The following is a 15,190-nucleotide window of genomic DNA, read 5'->3' on the forward strand; positions in this document are numbered from 1 at the left end:
AGGAGTGGAAAAATGGAAGAAAAAGATATTATCAATATGTTTGATTTGCATAAAAAGTGGGTTGAGACAATTGGTGATGAAGGTGAGCAGTTAAAGTTAGATGAAGTTGATTTAAGAGTTTTTGACTTATCTGATGTATTACTTGAACAATCCTATTTAATAGATTGCACTTTTGATGATCTCAAACTGGAAAATGTTGATTTTCATTCATCATTATTAGCCTCATCAACTTTTATCAATGCATCTTTAGATAAATGTGATTTTTATAAATCAGATCTCAGGTATACGGACTTTTCCAACTGCATCATTAGAAATAGTAGATTTAGTAAAGGTGATTGTTGGGAAGCAGCATTTAATAACGCATGTTTAGTTGATTGTAATCTGATTAATGTATCTTTCCATTTAACCGATTTTAGAAATGCAAGACTAGAAAATATAGATATAAGTGTATCGACATTTAAAGATACGTTGTTAAACGGAGTAACACTAAAGGGTATTAAAGGGATAGAAGAAGCTTTTTTTCAGAGTATAAATATTGGCACACCGGAAAAACCATTGCTGTTAGAAAAAGAAGAAGCTAGGAGATGGTTTTTAGAAAAATGTGAATCTTAAATATTTATTTCATTATATTAAACAGGTTGATCATAGTTACCACGATGATTGACCTGTTTGTGTTATCTTCGTTTTCCGGCCATGTTGTAGATAACAAATGAGTTTAATAAGAGTAAGGATGATTGCCTTGACTTTACAAAAAACAGTGGAAACACTGCATCAGTGGATTGACCAGAATTGGTCGACATTAGATCAGATAGAATTAAAAACAACGAGAGAGACGGTAGACTCTTTATACAATAAATTGATATCTGAAATAGATCATACGGACAACTCGGATCATTTATTGGAAGCAATCAATTACGAACTTACTCATTTCTTTCTGTCCATTCCTTGTGTAATGAAGATGTATCAAAGATTGATTTGGTTAAATCCATCCAACCGTTCCTACTATGAAAGGTTTACAGATTACCTTTTACAATATGGTCCCGATTGGGAGGAAGAGGTGAATACTTTAATCGAACTTTACATGAAAGAAGATCTTCGAAAGGCTTGTGAATTTACACAAAAGATTGAGAAAGTTAAAAATTTTGAAAATAAGTAATCCATGTCCAGGTATTATTTAAGATGGTGACCCTATAAAAGACTTCATCAATGGTTTGAATAGGAGGAGATATTTTGACTACTCAAATGAATGAGGTAATTTTTTCGACTAATTTATCTAAAGCCGTTGATAAGATAAAAAAGGCAAAAAACATTTCGAGCGATATCGTTAAGTTTGTCATAGAGCCCGTTGAGGAACAGGGGAAAATGTTAGATGGTGGCGATGAAATGATGAAACGTCTTGTGTTATCTAAAGAGAATGTTGACGGTAAAAAACTATGGTTAGAAGATGTTGTTGGGGTTTTAGGAGGTCTTTTTCCGAAAGCTCCAATATAGATTAATGTATCTTTTATAAAAATTGAAGGAGATACTGCTATCTTCAAGCTGGAAACCAGTTTGCGCTTTAGAAAACCGAGTTTATTAAGGAATACTGAAACAGGTCATGCTCCTTTTAAAGCCATTGTATAAAGTATGTGAAAATTGTTTAATATCTTTATTAGAAATTTAAGTAGAGGCTACTTAATAAGTATTGATTCATCATTCAACAAATACAGCAGGTTGATCGTGGTCAAGATATCACCATGATTAATCTGTTCTTTTGTTAGACTACAAATTTAGTGCTACTTTTTGGAGTTGAATAAGTGCATGTCAATCAGTGCTGTAATATATGAACGACAAAATGATTTTGAACAGAGTTTCTTTGTTCCCATTGCTACGGAATCGTTTTTTAAAGAATGTTGGCAACCTGCGATTGAAGCATTAGGGTTACAATGGACGGACCTCTTTTCATCAGGTGTTGATGTAGAGGAGGAAGATGTACCGTCAATTATTGGGCGGTAAAAAACTTAACTGAGGAAAAAAGGGATAAAATGTTTGAAAGAATAACTATCCTTCAAAATAAATTGCCACTAGCATTTCAGCGCAAAGATGCTGTTGTTTTTATAGGATAGATAGGTTATTAGTTATGTTACAGTTTGATGGGACTACCCAGTGCAGAGTGAATCCATCATTCAATCAATAACATAAGACCCGTATAAAGATTTCATTAATTGAGTTGTACACAGGAAAAGGCTTTGGGTTCATCCCTAATTAATGTTACTCTGTTACATCGAACAGGTCGATTATGGTTAGATATCACTATGATTGATCTGTTTTTTTGTTACATTGGTTTTTTAAGAAATGACTTGGACACAACTGATTGGAGATATGAACATGATTAAGTATAGGCATACCATTGAATATAAAGAAGATTTCAACGAAGTTATTGTTGACTTAGGTAGGGATTCATCTTTACAGAATGGTTATCTGATTAGTAATTCTTTGGGATCGGATACAGTTCTGTAGTAGACCAGCTTGTCCAAAAAAGGTAAAATATCCCTGTTACTATAAAAGGGGGAGAGACGAGATGTCAGATCGCGATATTGTTTACGAAATCCTAAAGATTATCGAATCAGGAAAAGAGCCTAAGAAAGAAGACATTGGAGCCGATAAGGAATCATTTCATGAATGGATGGAACAGATCCATGATGATAAACTTGCTGAAAACATTTCGTTTTCTAGAGGTGGATCAAGCAATAATATATTGATCGTCTTCGCTAACGGTGTAAAACTTACTAAATCTGGTCGTCAGTTAATTGAGCTCAAAGAATCAGGTAAGATTTAAGTGCATCCTTCGGGGTGCTTTTTCTTTTTGTTCAAACGAATAATAGAAGTTTGCGACCAAAATATCCCATAGACGTATAGTAATCTGTAACACTACTATTCTTTGATAGGGGATACGAAGATGAATCAAAAAGAATATTTATTACAGGTTATTCTCCATTTTCTTAAAGAGAATCCACAAACTCAGACAGGTGCTATTCATGAGTATGTTAGAAGTGTTTTACACAGTGAATCCCCGATTAATCCTGTAGAAGCCCGGTTTAATATTAGGCTGAGTACTCCTATTACGAACGAAGACGCTATGCTTGTTAATGAAATCATTTATGATTTGATATACACTAGGGTCCTTACCCCAGGAGTTGACCGTAACAACTTGGATCTCCCTTTTATCAGTGTCACTTCCGAAGAAAATTTTAAAACATACTACAGACCATTTAATACTTGAATTTAAAGTAGGACACAAGCACCCACCGTGGTGCTTTTTCTTTTGCTTTCATATGACAGAATGTGAGCCGTTCTGAGCTTTTTAACATGAGAACGTCCGTTTACAGGGATCAGTCCATTGAAGAACGGAGAACAGGCGCTGAGTGAGCCTACGCATTCATATGATGATCACCCAAACGTTGAAACCAACTCTAAACAAATCTCTCTTGACCACCGTCATTTATTGTCTGATACTGGAAGATGTTCTTTCAGAATTATACGAGGAGTGGGCGAATGAAACGGCATGTTGTCTTTGGATCAGTAGTAGCGGCAATCATTTTATTGTGGGTGGCTTCGTGGTACTTCGTACCGAAATTGTATGACGCTCAATCTTTAGAAGCGGGAACGTTTGGGGATATGTTCGGGGCAGTCAACGCGCTGTTTTCGGGTTTGGCTTTCGCCGGCCTTATTTATACGATAACAGTTCAAAGACAAGAGCTCGCTCTCCAGCGACAAGCTATTACAATGCAAACCGAAGAGTTAAGAATGCAACGTGAAGAGACGGCTCGATCTGCTGACCAATTAGAGGATCAAAAAAACCTATTAAATCTTCAAACAGCAATGGGAATAGTAAACGACCTTATTCAAACTAAAAATAGACGAGCAGAGGAAATGCAGTATGACCTAAATGGCAATTACCATACTGGATATTATGGAATTTCTATAATGGTAGAGTATGATAAATATCTAGGAGGAGTTAAGCCTACAGAGGATTCTTATTTCATACAAAGCTACCTTAATACATTCTTTTTTATATTAAGTTTTATTGCAGGATATAAGCTTCAAGATGAACAAAGGGACCTCTTGGATAATCTTTTGAACATGAATATGATAGACGATGAAATTAGGCTGATTTATATGGCAGTAGAACAAAATCAGCCCAGATTAATGATGCTTAAGGTGCATGGTTTTTATCCAAGGCATCAAAAACTAACTGAAAAAACAATGAAGCCATCCTAGAGGATGGCTTTTTATTATGGCTTTAGCCAGTTGAGTGCGTGAAACGCGCGAAACAAAAAACCACCCGCTATGCGGGTGGAGGGACCTGAGGTTTGACCACCAAGACCATTCCGATAAAATTGAGATGTTCAGGCTCAAAAGAAGGGAATGGTCTTAGATGGCAACCAAGAGCTATAACCTAGCTCACACAAAGTGGATGTGCAAATACCACATTGTATTCACCCCGAAGTATAGACGGAAAGAAATCTATAATCAAGTGAGACAAGATTTAATCGAAATTTTCAAGCGTCTATGTAAGTACAAGGGAGTAGAAATTATAGAAGGTCACATGATGCCCGATCATGTCCACATGCTGGTAGCGATCCCGCCAAAGATTGCGGTCTCCACATTTATGGGATATCTAAAGGGGAAAAGCTCACTTATGATCTTCGAAAAGCATGCCCAGCTCAAGTATAAATACGGAAATCGAAAATTTTGGGCTGAAGGATACTACGTGAGTACGGTGGGGTTAAATGAAGCAACCGTAAGAAAATATATTCGTGAGTAAGAAGCACACGATCAGGCAGTAGATAAGCTGAGTGTAAAAGAATACGAGGATCCATTCAGCAGTAATCGAAACAAAAAGAAGTGAAACCAGTTTGACTGGTAAGTGAAAGAGGCAAAGAACACTGAGCCTGAACAGCTCTGCTGTCAGGCTAGCGTCTTTAGGCGCAGTTTGGCAACAGGGGGTTATACCCCAAGAGCAAACCACCCGTTGGACGGGTGGTTCTGATTTGGAGGTATTTAAGTGAACATCAGAATCGTGCAGATCGATTAGATTAATGCAGCAGCCTACAACCCCCTCGTTGACCTTCAGCCAGCATATGAGAAGCTTCGCCCGGAGCATAGAGCAATTTGGCTATGTTGAGCCTATCGTTTGGAAATAGCGCACCGGGAACATGGTCGGCGGCCATCAAAGTTAAAAAATTATGGTCAACGAGCTAGATCATAAACAACTCTGATGCGGATAACCTAACAGAGTTGTTGTATAACTTTCTAAAATGAACGAATAATACCTTCATTAAAATTAAAAGGCAGGTGTTAAAGAATGAAGATTGGCGGCACTCTAGGAAAGTGGTCAAATGAAGCAAAACAAATAGTTCATACAGCAGGAGAAATGGCAGAACAATTTTATAAAAATACAGTCAAGGATATAAATGATTCACTAATGGATATCGGTGACTGCTTGAGTGCTATGGATCGAATAAGAATACGGGTGATGGAACGAACTGTAGAATATGAAACTGGTGTCCTGAGATTACTATTACACAGTAATTATGTGGAACATGAAATTATTGAGGCAGTTTGGAAAATCGTTAAAAATGATATTAGGCGCGATCCAAATCCTGATATATACTTTTTGCCTAACCCAAATTCTTCATCAACCGCAGTGAAAATTGATATAGACAGTTACGTTTTTCCTCAAAATAAAATCCCCTGTGTATTTGTTCATGGCATGGGATATAAGGCTTCACTTGATCATGCATTTTCATTTTTTAGAGACTTCGAGAATGAGGTTAATGTATTTGATAATCCCCAATATAATGATCATGATGTGTATCTGGTTAGTTACGATACTGAATTAACAGATGAAGAAGACTCTATTATTCGAGCTGTGTTCGAATTATTAATACCTGCCATAGGAGAGGCTAAGCCATTAATTCTTGCTGTTTTTTGGCGTGAATTAGAAAGACGTGCTTCAACAACTGGCGATTATATTCTTCGTTTCTTAAAGAAAATTAAAGAAGAAACGCCCAAACATCATGGTTTCGCAGTTACACATTCACTCGGTTGTTATGCTCTTGCTTCCGCCGGTCAAAAATTAGTAGAAGAAGACGAGAACAATAGAGTTTTTTTGAACTGGTTATGTATGGCGGCAGCTTTGCCGTCTGATGGATTTGCTAATACAGGTTCCTTTAACTTAGCTCCGTTAATAGCTGGATCTCCTGATGGACCTAGATATGGAACGAGTGTTTGGTACTCAAGATTAGATCTAATTTTGAATATTGCCTATACACTTGCAAACGGACATTTAGCAATGGGTGTATCTGGACCTTTACAATCACGGACTTCTGGAATCGATGTTACAAATATAACTAGAGAAGATCATTATCAAGCATATTTCAAAAAACTAGCTCCAACGTTAAAAGATTTATTTAGAGTATAATCCTTGACTTTCCCCATAATTGCGTGACGATTTATTGATTGCAAAAAGGAGGACGCTGTGACGTCCTCCCATCAATCCAGGATATTCCCGGCTGAGATAGGTGCCCGCCGCGCGCGGTATTTATGCAAACATCCGCTATCTGACATGCCATTTTACACTCAAAGATGAGGTGTAGGTATGAGAACACCAGATAAAATTTTGATGCAGCATGAGCTCGAAGTCGCGGAAGGTACCCTCTAATCCAAAGAGCAGTCCGTAAGATCGTTAAGCTGCCATTGCCCAGTAAGTGAAAGACCTACAGGCTGAAAATAAAAAAGATGCAGACTGTTCAGGATCTGGAACGTTTCATTGAACTGGACATCAAGCTTCAACAGGATTATTTCTGAGAATACTCTTTTTCGATTTCATCAATAACAATTAAATGTTTTTTGTGAAGGCTAACCTTTGCATAAGAAATGAGAATATTCACAAAAGCTACAAAGAAGAGAATAGTACCAATATATACAAGAAATTTATATGATGACATACCCTCGTTTAGAGATTTAAAGATTTTTAGAATGCTGTTCATCCAAGATTGCTCATCAATATGTAGAGCCCTAGTAGTATTAGCGAAACTCAAGTTAGCTATTAAAATCGTAGTACTAACTCCAACGATTGTAATGAGTAGAGATATTACCATTTTAATGAAAAAGTCAATAGTTTGAGTGATGAATTCTGGTTTATGCCAAGCCCTTATTTTCATCTTAGCTGATTTAAATTTGCCTTTCGGTAATTTTTTATATGCATCGTAAAGAGAATCAACAGTCTTATACTGTGACTTTCTTATTTTTTTGATAGGACTTAATTTGTCAAATGGTTCTCTTAGAAATTTTAGAAAACCATAATAAAAGATAATATCAGTTCCAATCACAGATAGGAAGACAACAAGATTCAAAATTAAAGCAAATAACTTCATGAATTTACACCTCGCTAGATAATTTAAATAGACTATCGGCTAACTTATCCCGTTTTTTTATGTCAGGGGTGGTGGTAGTGTAGATGGCCAACGAAAGAAATTAGTATTGGAATAAGAATGGATGTATAAATTTGTCTGTTAAAAGCTATCAGAAGATCATTCCTGCTACGGCCATTCAGTTCGAAGGAAGCAGCTCGACACTTACAGATGAGATCTTCGCTTTTGTTCAGGTGCCAATTTCGATTGACCTTGCGGGTAGCACTGTAAAGCTTCGATTGATCTTTGATCCATTGCAAGTACCTGTTGAGGAAGGTGATAAATGTATGAGGATTGCTGATTAAAATCCGTAGTAATACTATAGTAACTCGATGATATTATAAATCCATAGAAGTATGAAGAAATGTAGAAGGTAAGGAAACTTTTCCTGCTTTCTATTTTTATGTCTGGAGGTGAAACATTGAAATGGTATCAATAAAGCCATTTTTTCATTTGCGAATTCGGTTCTTCCGGCTGCTGTAAAGCGACAGATGATGGGTTTTGGCAGGGGGACCTCGCCAAGATCGTCAAACGGCTGGGATATATTCAATTGGCTCCCGAAAAAGTACCAGAGTGCTCATAATATTGATCTGACCAAACTCCAAAACTATACAGCCGAGGAATTGCTTGAGATCCTTGTGTCTTTTCATCCCGATATTTCGCATGCGCTCTACAACTTTCTGCGTATGGGAGACACGCCACTTACATTTACAGCAAAGAAGCAGAGTGGGAGTGATGGTAAGAGAGGGCAAAGGTCACTTGATGCAATCAAAACTTACTGGATTCTCTACTTCCTTCTCCTGTTATCAGCATGGAAGGTCGCTGATAAGCTTAATACGATTCAGCGGATGATGATTATGATACGTGGCCTTGTGATGATGAAGTAGTTCTGAACGAGCAATGTAAAGATATGATTGATATAGTACCAGTTGATCCTGCGACGATTTGGTTCAGGAGAGGTGCCTTGGCGATACATTAAGAGTCCAAGTCCTCGTACTGGTCAAGAATGGTCTGGGCATTACGAAAAGATTGATACGCCGACATTCATCTAAAAAGAGTTCGATCTTTTGGTGAATGATCCTTACAGACAAACGCCCATAGCAAATTTGAAAGGTTGAATTCATTACTCGAGTACTATTTTGGTTTTACTTTCAGCATGAAAGGATTTACTAACGGGGGTGTAAAACTCAAGGCGAATCACTTGATGGATACGGCCTTCTTACATCTGTCCGATTTAAAAGAAATCTGTGCTGATCTGATGATAATCAGCCAGTTTAATCAATATAGCTGTTGGGATGTATAACTCGCCACGCTTGCAATTATTTTAGCGGATTTCCCGCTAAATCCCCATTTCACCTCATCCCTTGAGTTACAATCTTTTTGAGGTGACCTTACCATGAAGGATAACATGTCAAACCTGATCGAAGATTTGTTTCACGGAAACCTGCGGTTGGACGAGTCAATTCATCCTGAGCATGCCGAGTATAAGGAGATTAATCGCCAGATATCAGACCTGATGCAGGATTACAAAACACAGCTTACAGAGAACGAATACGATGCTTTGGAGAACCTGATAGACTTGATCGGACAGTCCACGTCCATGTATGTGGAAGCAGCGTTTGAACAAGGTTTTCGTACAGGCGGCAGACTGATGATTGAGGTTTTAGCCAGAACGTAAGTATTTATCTATCTACCTCATAAGCCAGCAGACAATACAAAGCAATTCAAAAATCCCCTCCTCCATTACCACCAATCAGGCTGGAATGGGAGAGGGGACTTTGCTATTAAATTATACTTTTATCATATTACCTACCACTTACCTTGCCCCAATATTCGTACCCGATGGCGTACCTGAGCCAATCAGATCACTACCACCCGCAAGCTTCAGGAAATTACCCAAGACAGGCGTTCCGTCCGCGCTACGTGTTATCGAAGGTACGAGGGAGACAAAGTCGGCTGCGCTGGCGAGCAGGCCTTTGGCGTTCTCGCTTTTTTTGTTCTTCCACCAGACGTTGGTGCTGCTGACGTCGGTTCCACTTGTTTTGTCACTGGCGCCGCCTTGGAAGGACAGGTTGTTGGTGAAGATGTGGGTGCCTACATCAAAGGCAAAGTTGCTTTGCCCGTTGTTCCAGGAGGTGTTATTTTTCATCAAGATCGAACCTGGATTGCTGTTGTAGGTGAAGCCATGCTTTTTGTTGTTAAACGCAATATTGTTCTCAACGATATGATTCACGGCGATTTTCTCGCCGCCAAGCTTAAATCCGTTGCCATCGCTGTTGGAGGTAGAAGTACCGTCCGATGTTGCACCGTTACCGTAGGCGATGCTGTTGCGGATCGTGACCGCGCCGATGGCGCCTGTATCCGTTTTGCTGTACAGATCCCATCCATCGTCCACATTATAGGCGGCAATACAACCGTCGAAGACGTTGCCCGGGCCAACGGTCAGTTTGGCGGCAAAACCGTCTGCATCCTCGCCGTCATCCGGGTCATAGTTGTTGTGGGAGTAGGAACGAATGACTTCATTATACGCAGGCCATTCACTCTTGGCGGCGGTGGAAGCATAACGTCCCATTTGAATCCCCGTATCCCGATTGTGATGGGCTTCGATCTGCTCCAGGCGGTTGTAGCTGCCACCGATAAAGATTCCGTTATCGCCCGCACCCTTCACCTCAAGCCCTTTGACGAACCAGTAGTCACCGAACATTTGCAGTCCGCGATTGGTGGAAGCGAAGGCTTGAGCGGAGAAATCAAAGACTGGTTTTTCCGATCCATACGCCACCAGATTTTTACGTTGTGAGGAGGTGCCGCTGTTACCACGTTCAATGGTTATGGTCTGCGAGAAGCTGTAGGTTCCGCCGCGCAGATAGATCGTTTTACCCGGAGCGATCTGGGTCAATGCGTTAGCCAGAGATGTTGGACTATTTATGGTTCCCGGATTGCTGGCTGAGCCGTTAGGGGAGACATAGAGATCACCCGCAGCAAGTGTCACACTTGAGGTAGCCACGGCTTCTGATGGATTATTTTGCAAGCTGCTCTCGATTACATCCGCTGCGCTAACCGATCCACCACCAATCAATAAAAGAGGAAATGCGGCACTCAGACAGATCTGGGCCATTTTTGATTTGAGGGAGCGCTCCTTCAGGGAATGTACAGAACGTGCAGACACATGAGTAGATGTGGATGGGAATAATTTCATTAGTAGACCTCCTTGGTTAATGGAAAATAGAATGCGTGAGCTGTTGCGGTATGCCGGACAGATGCATCAATGAAGTAGCTCATTGCGATGGAATGAATACTATCTGTACAGCATATTTTTATGGTAAATGTTGTAAACGTTATCTTCAATAATCATTTGATCAGATGGGTCTAGATACAGGCAGGTTAGGCGTAGTCGTACCCAGTGCATGGGGTTTCACAGGTTACATGTAATCCTGACGTTGGCTGGTAGCCCTGATTTAACGATGAATCATCTGAAATGAACCTAGAGATGCACGCTTTTACAACCCCCAAGGCACGAGACTTACCCTCAATCGACTCAAATGAACTTCGCATTTTCAAAAAAAGAGCCACACGCATCCAATAGGGGAGCGTAATCATAATCCTTGCCTTCTATCAAAATGATGGGGCAATTAACGCATAACAAAAAGCCCCGTAGCGGCTGCCAGAGGCAACGAGACTATTGGGGCGATGTTCGAAGTTGTATTATCTGATCATTGTAGGCATTGTCCTGCATGGAAAGACTCATTCAATCAAGCGATGTGCTCCATTAAACCAACGCGGGGACTTATCGTCCGAACAATCTCATGCATTATAAGCGATGCATAGACGAAAGTTATACAACGTTGCCCACTTTAATATCCGTCCGTCTCACGACTGCGCTTCTTCGCTTGCTCGACACTTGGTTCATGTTTCGGTTGAACTGTCGCACTATCATCGGTAGGCACTGACGCCAGTCCTTCCGCCACACGACGACCGTAGTCGGCATCCGCTTGGGTAAAATGAGAGATCATGCGCTCCCGGATATCCGGTTTGCATTGGGCCAGAGCATCGACCATGTTGCTGATCAGCTCATCCCGCTCCCAATCCTCGAACGCTCGGTACGTATCTCCGGCTTGACCAAAATCATTAGTACGTTCGATCTTCTCACGAACTAGCCTGCCTTCCACCAACGGTACATGTTCCGGGCCGCGCGGTGTAGCTTCTTTTAACCCGCTAAGGGAGGAAGGCTCGTAGTTCACATGCGGATTCTGCCCCGGTGCACGATCCACCTGATATTGCATCTGCCCGCCGCTCTGATTGGTCGCAACACGGTTCTTCGGCGCATTCACAGGCAGTTGCAGGTAGTTCGCACCGACTCGATGACGCTGGGTATCCGAATAGGAGAAGGTGCGTCCTTGCAGCAGCTTGTCATCCGAGAAATCCAGCCCGTCCACCAATACACCTGTGCCAAATGCCGCTTGCTCCACTTCATTGAAATAATCCTCGGGATTGCGGTTGAGCGTCATTTTGCCAACGGGTAGAAACGGAAACTGATCCGGCGGCCACAACTTGGTTGGGTCCAACGGGTCAAAGTCCAGCTCCGGGTGCTCGCCATCTTCCATCACCTGAACGCACAACTCCCATTCCGGATAGTCGCCTTGTTCAATGGCATGATACAGATCCAGCGTGGCATGGTTGAAATTCTGCCCCTGAATCTCGCTCGCATCTTTTTGCAGCAGGTTACGTATGCCTTGATTGAGCGGTTCCCAGTGGTATTTGATGAGCACGCCCGTGCCTTCCTCATTGACCCATTTGTATGTATTGACACCTGACCCTTGCATCTGACGGTAATTGGCCGGAATACCCCAAGGGGAGAAGAGGAACGTCACCATGTGGGTCGCTTCGGGACTGAGTGAGACAAAATCGAAAAACCGCTCCATATCCTGTGCGTTGGTCAACGGGTCGGGTTTGAAGGCATGTACCATATCCGGGAACTTGAGCGGATCACGAATGAAAAAGATTTTCAGGTTGTTACCGACGAGATCCCAGTTGCCATCTTCGGTATAAAATTTCACGGCAAAGCCACGCGGGTCCCGCAGCGTCTCGGGAGAGTGTCCACCGTGAATAACCGTTGAGAATCGAACGAATACGGGGGTTTCTTTTCCTTTTTCCTGAAACAGACGTGCCCGTGTATATTTGGATATCGGTTCATTCCCGGCCGTGCCATACGCTTCAAATACGCCATGAGCACCAGCACCCCGGGCATGCACAACCCGTTCCGGAATGCGTTCACGGTCGAAGTGAGTGATCTTTTCGAGAAAATGATAGTTCTCCAGTGTTGTCGGTCCACGGCTGCCCACGGTTCGTACGTTCTGATTGTCCGTGATGGGGTGACCCTGTCGGTCCGTTAAAGTCTCGCTTGATTGGTCTGAGGAATGCTCGGATTGTGAAGAATGGTTATCCATGGAGTGGAACGCCACCTTTCCTTAAGTTGGATTCCTGTATATATTTTCCCTGTGGGCAGGTTCTATACATTATGGCAACCAACGAACATCTAAACGACCTTTTGAAAAAGCTAATCAACTGCCCTTCGATTTCCTCGTAAAAAAAGCTTGTCACCCGCCTCATCGCATGAGATAATTAACTTTTGCCCTGCGGCCTTTTTTGAACGGAAAATGAAAGAGGACCGCGTCTAAGAATGGAGGCTGACCTAGGATTGTCTACACAACGTTATCCTTTTGCATATGATCCGGCTGAACCTTTTGTATCCCGTCTGGGAGAGTGGGTTGCCGATGTTTTTTACGATATTTTGCCTGAGTCCGGCTTCGAGGTACGGGATGAACAGATTTTTATGGCGTACCAGCTCGAACGGGCCTATGGAGATAAAAAGACCATTATGGCGGAGGCCGGAGTAGGAACAGGCAAGACGTTAGTCTACCTGCTCTACGCGGTCTGTTATGCACGTTATACGGGGAAACCGGCGGTGATCGCCTGTGCCGATGAGTCCTTGATTGAACAGCTTGTGAAGCCCGGCGGAGATATTGCGAAGCTGGCTGCACATCTGGATCTGGAAGTGGACGCGCGTCTCGGAAAATCACCAGACCAATACGTCTGCCTGAACAAATTAAGTGCGGTGCGATTCGCCGATGAGGATGCGCCTGTTATTGAAGAAGTGCACGAGAGTCTGCCGGATTTTGTGAATACGCCGGGTACGCTCCAGGCTTTCCATCCGTATGGTGACCGCAAACAGTATCCACATCTGAACGATCGCCAGTGGAACAAAATCAACTGGGACCCGTTCCAGGATTGTTTTGTATGTCCAAAAAGACAACGCTGCGGCCTGACGCTGTCGCGTGACCATTACCGCCGTTCCAAGGACATCATCATCTGTTCCCATGATTATTACATGGAGCATGTGTGGACCTATGATGCGCGCAAACGCGAGGGACAACTGCCCCTGCTGCCTGATCACAGCTCGGTTGTATTTGATGAAGGACATTTGCTGGAAGAAGCAGCCCTGAACGCACTGAGTTACAAGCTGAAACACCGCATCTTCGAGGAACTCGTGACTCGCCTGCTGGAAGGAGAGATTCGTGAATCCCTCGCGGAGCGTGTGGATGAAGCGATTGAGAGCAGTGAGCGATTGTTTGCGCTGCTGGATACGTATACGGTGGCGATTCCGGGATCGGAACGGAAAGAAGTTCGGGTAGAAGCTCCGCTTCTGCGTGAGATTGAACGTCTGACCAACGTATTGGATGCGATTGGCGAAGAATTGGTATTTGAAAGTGGATTGTTCTCGCTGGATGGGTACCAGATGCGTGTCGTCGAAGAACATTTGGACATGATTCAGTCTGCACTTGCGTTGTTCCGTAAGGAAGACGGCTACATCTGCTGGGCGGAAGAGAGTGAGGACGAGACGACATTATCGATCATGCCGCGTACGGTGAAGGAAATGCTGAATGAGCGTGTGTTCAACACAGGTATTCCAATCGTGTTCTCCTCTGCAACGTTATCTGTGGACAGTTCATTCCGTTATGTGGCGGACAGCCTGGGCATTGATGATTTTGTATCGTTCTCGGTGGCTTCCCCGTATGATTATGCGGACAAAATGAAGATGAAAATTACCGATGAAGCTGTACCGGGTCACCCGGAGAACGAAAATCGCATGCGCGACGCAGTATCCATGCTTCAGGAGAGTGGGGGACGTGCGCTGATCCTGTTCCGTACGATGGAAGAATTGCGCGCGTTCAAGCAGGACATTGTTCATGTGCCAGAAGCAGAAGGTTTGCGCTTTATGTATGAGGGTGATCGGGAGATCAGTGATCTGATCGCGGCATTCCAGCAGGATGAGGAGAGTGTGCTGTGCTCCGTCAATCTGTGGGAAGGACTGGATGTTCCAGGACCGTCATTATCCAATGTCATGATCTGGTCGCTTCCATATCCACCACAGGACCCTGTCTTCAATGCAAAACGCAGTGCATCGGCAGCACCATACGAAGAGATCGATCTTCCGTATATGCTCCTGCGTGTGAAGCAAGGTCTTGGACGTCTGATTCGGACAAGCACGGATTCCGGTTCCGCGGTCATTCTCGATGAATCACTGTATACCAAAAAGGAAGCCAAAGACCGTATTGCGGCCCTGCTTCCCGAAGGTGTGGAATGGACAACCCTGACACACTAATGACTGAATTCTAAATCATACAAAATCGTACTAAATCCTACATTTACATTGGATTATGCGTTCTAACCGGGCC

At 42.6% G+C, this 15,190-nt stretch carries 14 protein-coding genes and 1 pseudogene; 12 read left to right on the forward strand and 3 right to left on the reverse strand.

Going from position 1 to position 15,190, the window contains the following annotated elements:
- Window positions 1-12 precede the first annotated feature (12 nt).
- The 9 genes and pseudogenes from ACX9NY_RS03535 to ACX9NY_RS03575 all read left to right on the forward strand — a co-directional run bounded on the left by ACX9NY_RS03535 (window position 13) and on the right by ACX9NY_RS03575 (window position 6,466).
- Entirely contained in the window at window positions 13-612 is a 600-nt protein-coding gene (locus ACX9NY_RS03535) for a pentapeptide repeat-containing protein (protein ID WP_472477091.1), read from the forward strand.
- A 127-nt stretch (window positions 613-739) separates the two neighbouring features.
- A complete protein-coding gene (locus ACX9NY_RS03540) occupies window positions 740-1,156 on the forward strand; it encodes a hypothetical protein (RefSeq protein ID WP_472477093.1) in 417 nt (138 codons plus the stop codon).
- 74 nt (window positions 1,157-1,230) lie between these two features.
- Window positions 1,231-1,491: a hypothetical protein gene (locus ACX9NY_RS03545; RefSeq protein ID WP_472477095.1), complete on the forward strand. Its 261-nt coding sequence runs from the start codon at window positions 1,231-1,233 to the stop codon at window positions 1,489-1,491.
- 309 nt (window positions 1,492-1,800) lie between these two features.
- Window positions 1,801-1,995: a hypothetical protein gene (locus ACX9NY_RS03550; protein WP_472477097.1), complete on the forward strand. Its 195-nt coding sequence runs from the start codon at window positions 1,801-1,803 to the stop codon at window positions 1,993-1,995.
- Between the two features lie 565 nt (window positions 1,996-2,560).
- Window positions 2,561-2,818 carry a hypothetical protein gene (locus tag ACX9NY_RS03555; RefSeq protein WP_472477099.1) on the forward strand — a complete coding sequence of 86 codons (258 nt, stop codon included), beginning with the start codon at window positions 2,561-2,563 and terminating at the stop codon, window positions 2,816-2,818.
- Between the two features lie 120 nt (window positions 2,819-2,938).
- A complete protein-coding gene (locus ACX9NY_RS03560; RefSeq protein ID WP_472477101.1) occupies window positions 2,939-3,262 on the forward strand; it encodes a hypothetical protein in 324 nt (107 codons plus the stop codon).
- A 272-nt stretch (window positions 3,263-3,534) separates the two neighbouring features.
- Window positions 3,535-4,260, forward strand: coding sequence for a hypothetical protein (locus ACX9NY_RS03565; protein WP_472477103.1), 726 nt, complete (start codon window positions 3,535-3,537; stop codon window positions 4,258-4,260).
- Between the two features lie 157 nt (window positions 4,261-4,417).
- A pseudogene (tnpA, locus tag ACX9NY_RS03570) lies at window positions 4,418-4,804 on the forward strand (IS200/IS605 family transposase); the annotation flags it as partial.
- Between the two features lie 543 nt (window positions 4,805-5,347).
- Window positions 5,348-6,466: a hypothetical protein gene (locus ACX9NY_RS03575; RefSeq protein ID WP_472477105.1), complete on the forward strand. Its 1,119-nt coding sequence runs from the start codon at window positions 5,348-5,350 to the stop codon at window positions 6,464-6,466.
- A 376-nt stretch (window positions 6,467-6,842) separates the two neighbouring features.
- Here the strand turns inward: ACX9NY_RS03575 and ACX9NY_RS03580 are convergent, their stop codons facing one another.
- Window positions 6,843-7,421: a hypothetical protein gene (locus ACX9NY_RS03580; RefSeq protein ID WP_472477107.1), complete on the reverse strand. Its 579-nt coding sequence runs from the start codon at window positions 7,419-7,421 to the stop codon at window positions 6,843-6,845.
- Window positions 7,422-7,552: 131 nt separating this feature from the next.
- Between ACX9NY_RS03580 and ACX9NY_RS03585 the strand changes: the two genes are divergently transcribed.
- Window positions 7,553-7,762 carry a hypothetical protein gene (locus tag ACX9NY_RS03585; RefSeq protein WP_472477109.1) on the forward strand — a complete coding sequence of 70 codons (210 nt, stop codon included), beginning with the start codon at window positions 7,553-7,555 and terminating at the stop codon, window positions 7,760-7,762.
- A 1,091-nt stretch (window positions 7,763-8,853) separates the two neighbouring features.
- Window positions 8,854-9,135 carry a DUF6809 family protein gene (locus ACX9NY_RS03590; RefSeq protein WP_472477111.1) on the forward strand — a complete coding sequence of 94 codons (282 nt, stop codon included), beginning with the start codon at window positions 8,854-8,856 and terminating at the stop codon, window positions 9,133-9,135.
- 138 nt (window positions 9,136-9,273) lie between these two features.
- Here the strand turns inward: ACX9NY_RS03590 and ACX9NY_RS03595 are convergent, their stop codons facing one another.
- Both ACX9NY_RS03595 and ACX9NY_RS03600 read right to left on the reverse strand, forming a co-directional pair.
- On the reverse strand, window positions 9,274-10,653 hold the full coding sequence (locus tag ACX9NY_RS03595) for a right-handed parallel beta-helix repeat-containing protein (protein WP_472477113.1): 1,380 nt from the start codon (window positions 10,651-10,653) through the stop codon (window positions 9,274-9,276).
- A 655-nt stretch (window positions 10,654-11,308) separates the two neighbouring features.
- On the reverse strand, window positions 11,309-12,901 hold the full coding sequence (locus tag ACX9NY_RS03600) for a catalase (RefSeq protein WP_472477115.1): 1,593 nt from the start codon (window positions 12,899-12,901) through the stop codon (window positions 11,309-11,311).
- 233 nt (window positions 12,902-13,134) lie between these two features.
- On the opposite strand from ACX9NY_RS03600, the gene ACX9NY_RS03605 reads away from it, so the two are divergent.
- A complete protein-coding gene (locus ACX9NY_RS03605) occupies window positions 13,135-15,117 on the forward strand; it encodes an ATP-dependent DNA helicase (RefSeq protein WP_150364543.1) in 1,983 nt (660 codons plus the stop codon).
- The last annotated feature ends 73 nt before the right edge of the window (window positions 15,118-15,190 follow it).

It is taken from the genome of Paenibacillus sp. CB74, assembly GCF_055687625.1.

Bases quoted from the DNA above. Each gene is read 5' to 3' on its own strand.
- ACX9NY_RS03535 (WP_472477091.1), top strand. From the start codon at position 13: ATGGAAGAAAAAGATATTATCAATATGTTTGATTTGCATAAAAAGTGG.
- ACX9NY_RS03550 (WP_472477097.1), top strand. From the start codon at position 1,801: ATGTCAATCAGTGCTGTAATATATGAACGACAAAATGATTTTGAACAG.
- ACX9NY_RS03555 (WP_472477099.1), top strand. From the start codon at position 2,561: ATGTCAGATCGCGATATTGTTTACGAAATCCTAAAGATTATCGAATCA.
- ACX9NY_RS03560 (WP_472477101.1), top strand. From the start codon at position 2,939: ATGAATCAAAAAGAATATTTATTACAGGTTATTCTCCATTTTCTTAAA.
- ACX9NY_RS03565 (WP_472477103.1), top strand. From the start codon at position 3,535: ATGAAACGGCATGTTGTCTTTGGATCAGTAGTAGCGGCAATCATTTTA.
- ACX9NY_RS03575 (WP_472477105.1), top strand. From the start codon at position 5,348: ATGAAGATTGGCGGCACTCTAGGAAAGTGGTCAAATGAAGCAAAACAA.
- ACX9NY_RS03580 (WP_472477107.1), bottom strand. From the start codon at position 7,421: ATGAAGTTATTTGCTTTAATTTTGAATCTTGTTGTCTTCCTATCTGTG.
- ACX9NY_RS03590 (WP_472477111.1), top strand. From the start codon at position 8,854: ATGAAGGATAACATGTCAAACCTGATCGAAGATTTGTTTCACGGAAAC.
- ACX9NY_RS03595 (WP_472477113.1), bottom strand. From the start codon at position 10,653: ATGAAATTATTCCCATCCACATCTACTCATGTGTCTGCACGTTCTGTA.
- ACX9NY_RS03600 (WP_472477115.1), bottom strand. From the start codon at position 12,901: ATGGATAACCATTCTTCACAATCCGAGCATTCCTCAGACCAATCAAGC.
- ACX9NY_RS03605 (WP_150364543.1), top strand. From the start codon at position 13,135: ATGGAGGCTGACCTAGGATTGTCTACACAACGTTATCCTTTTGCATAT.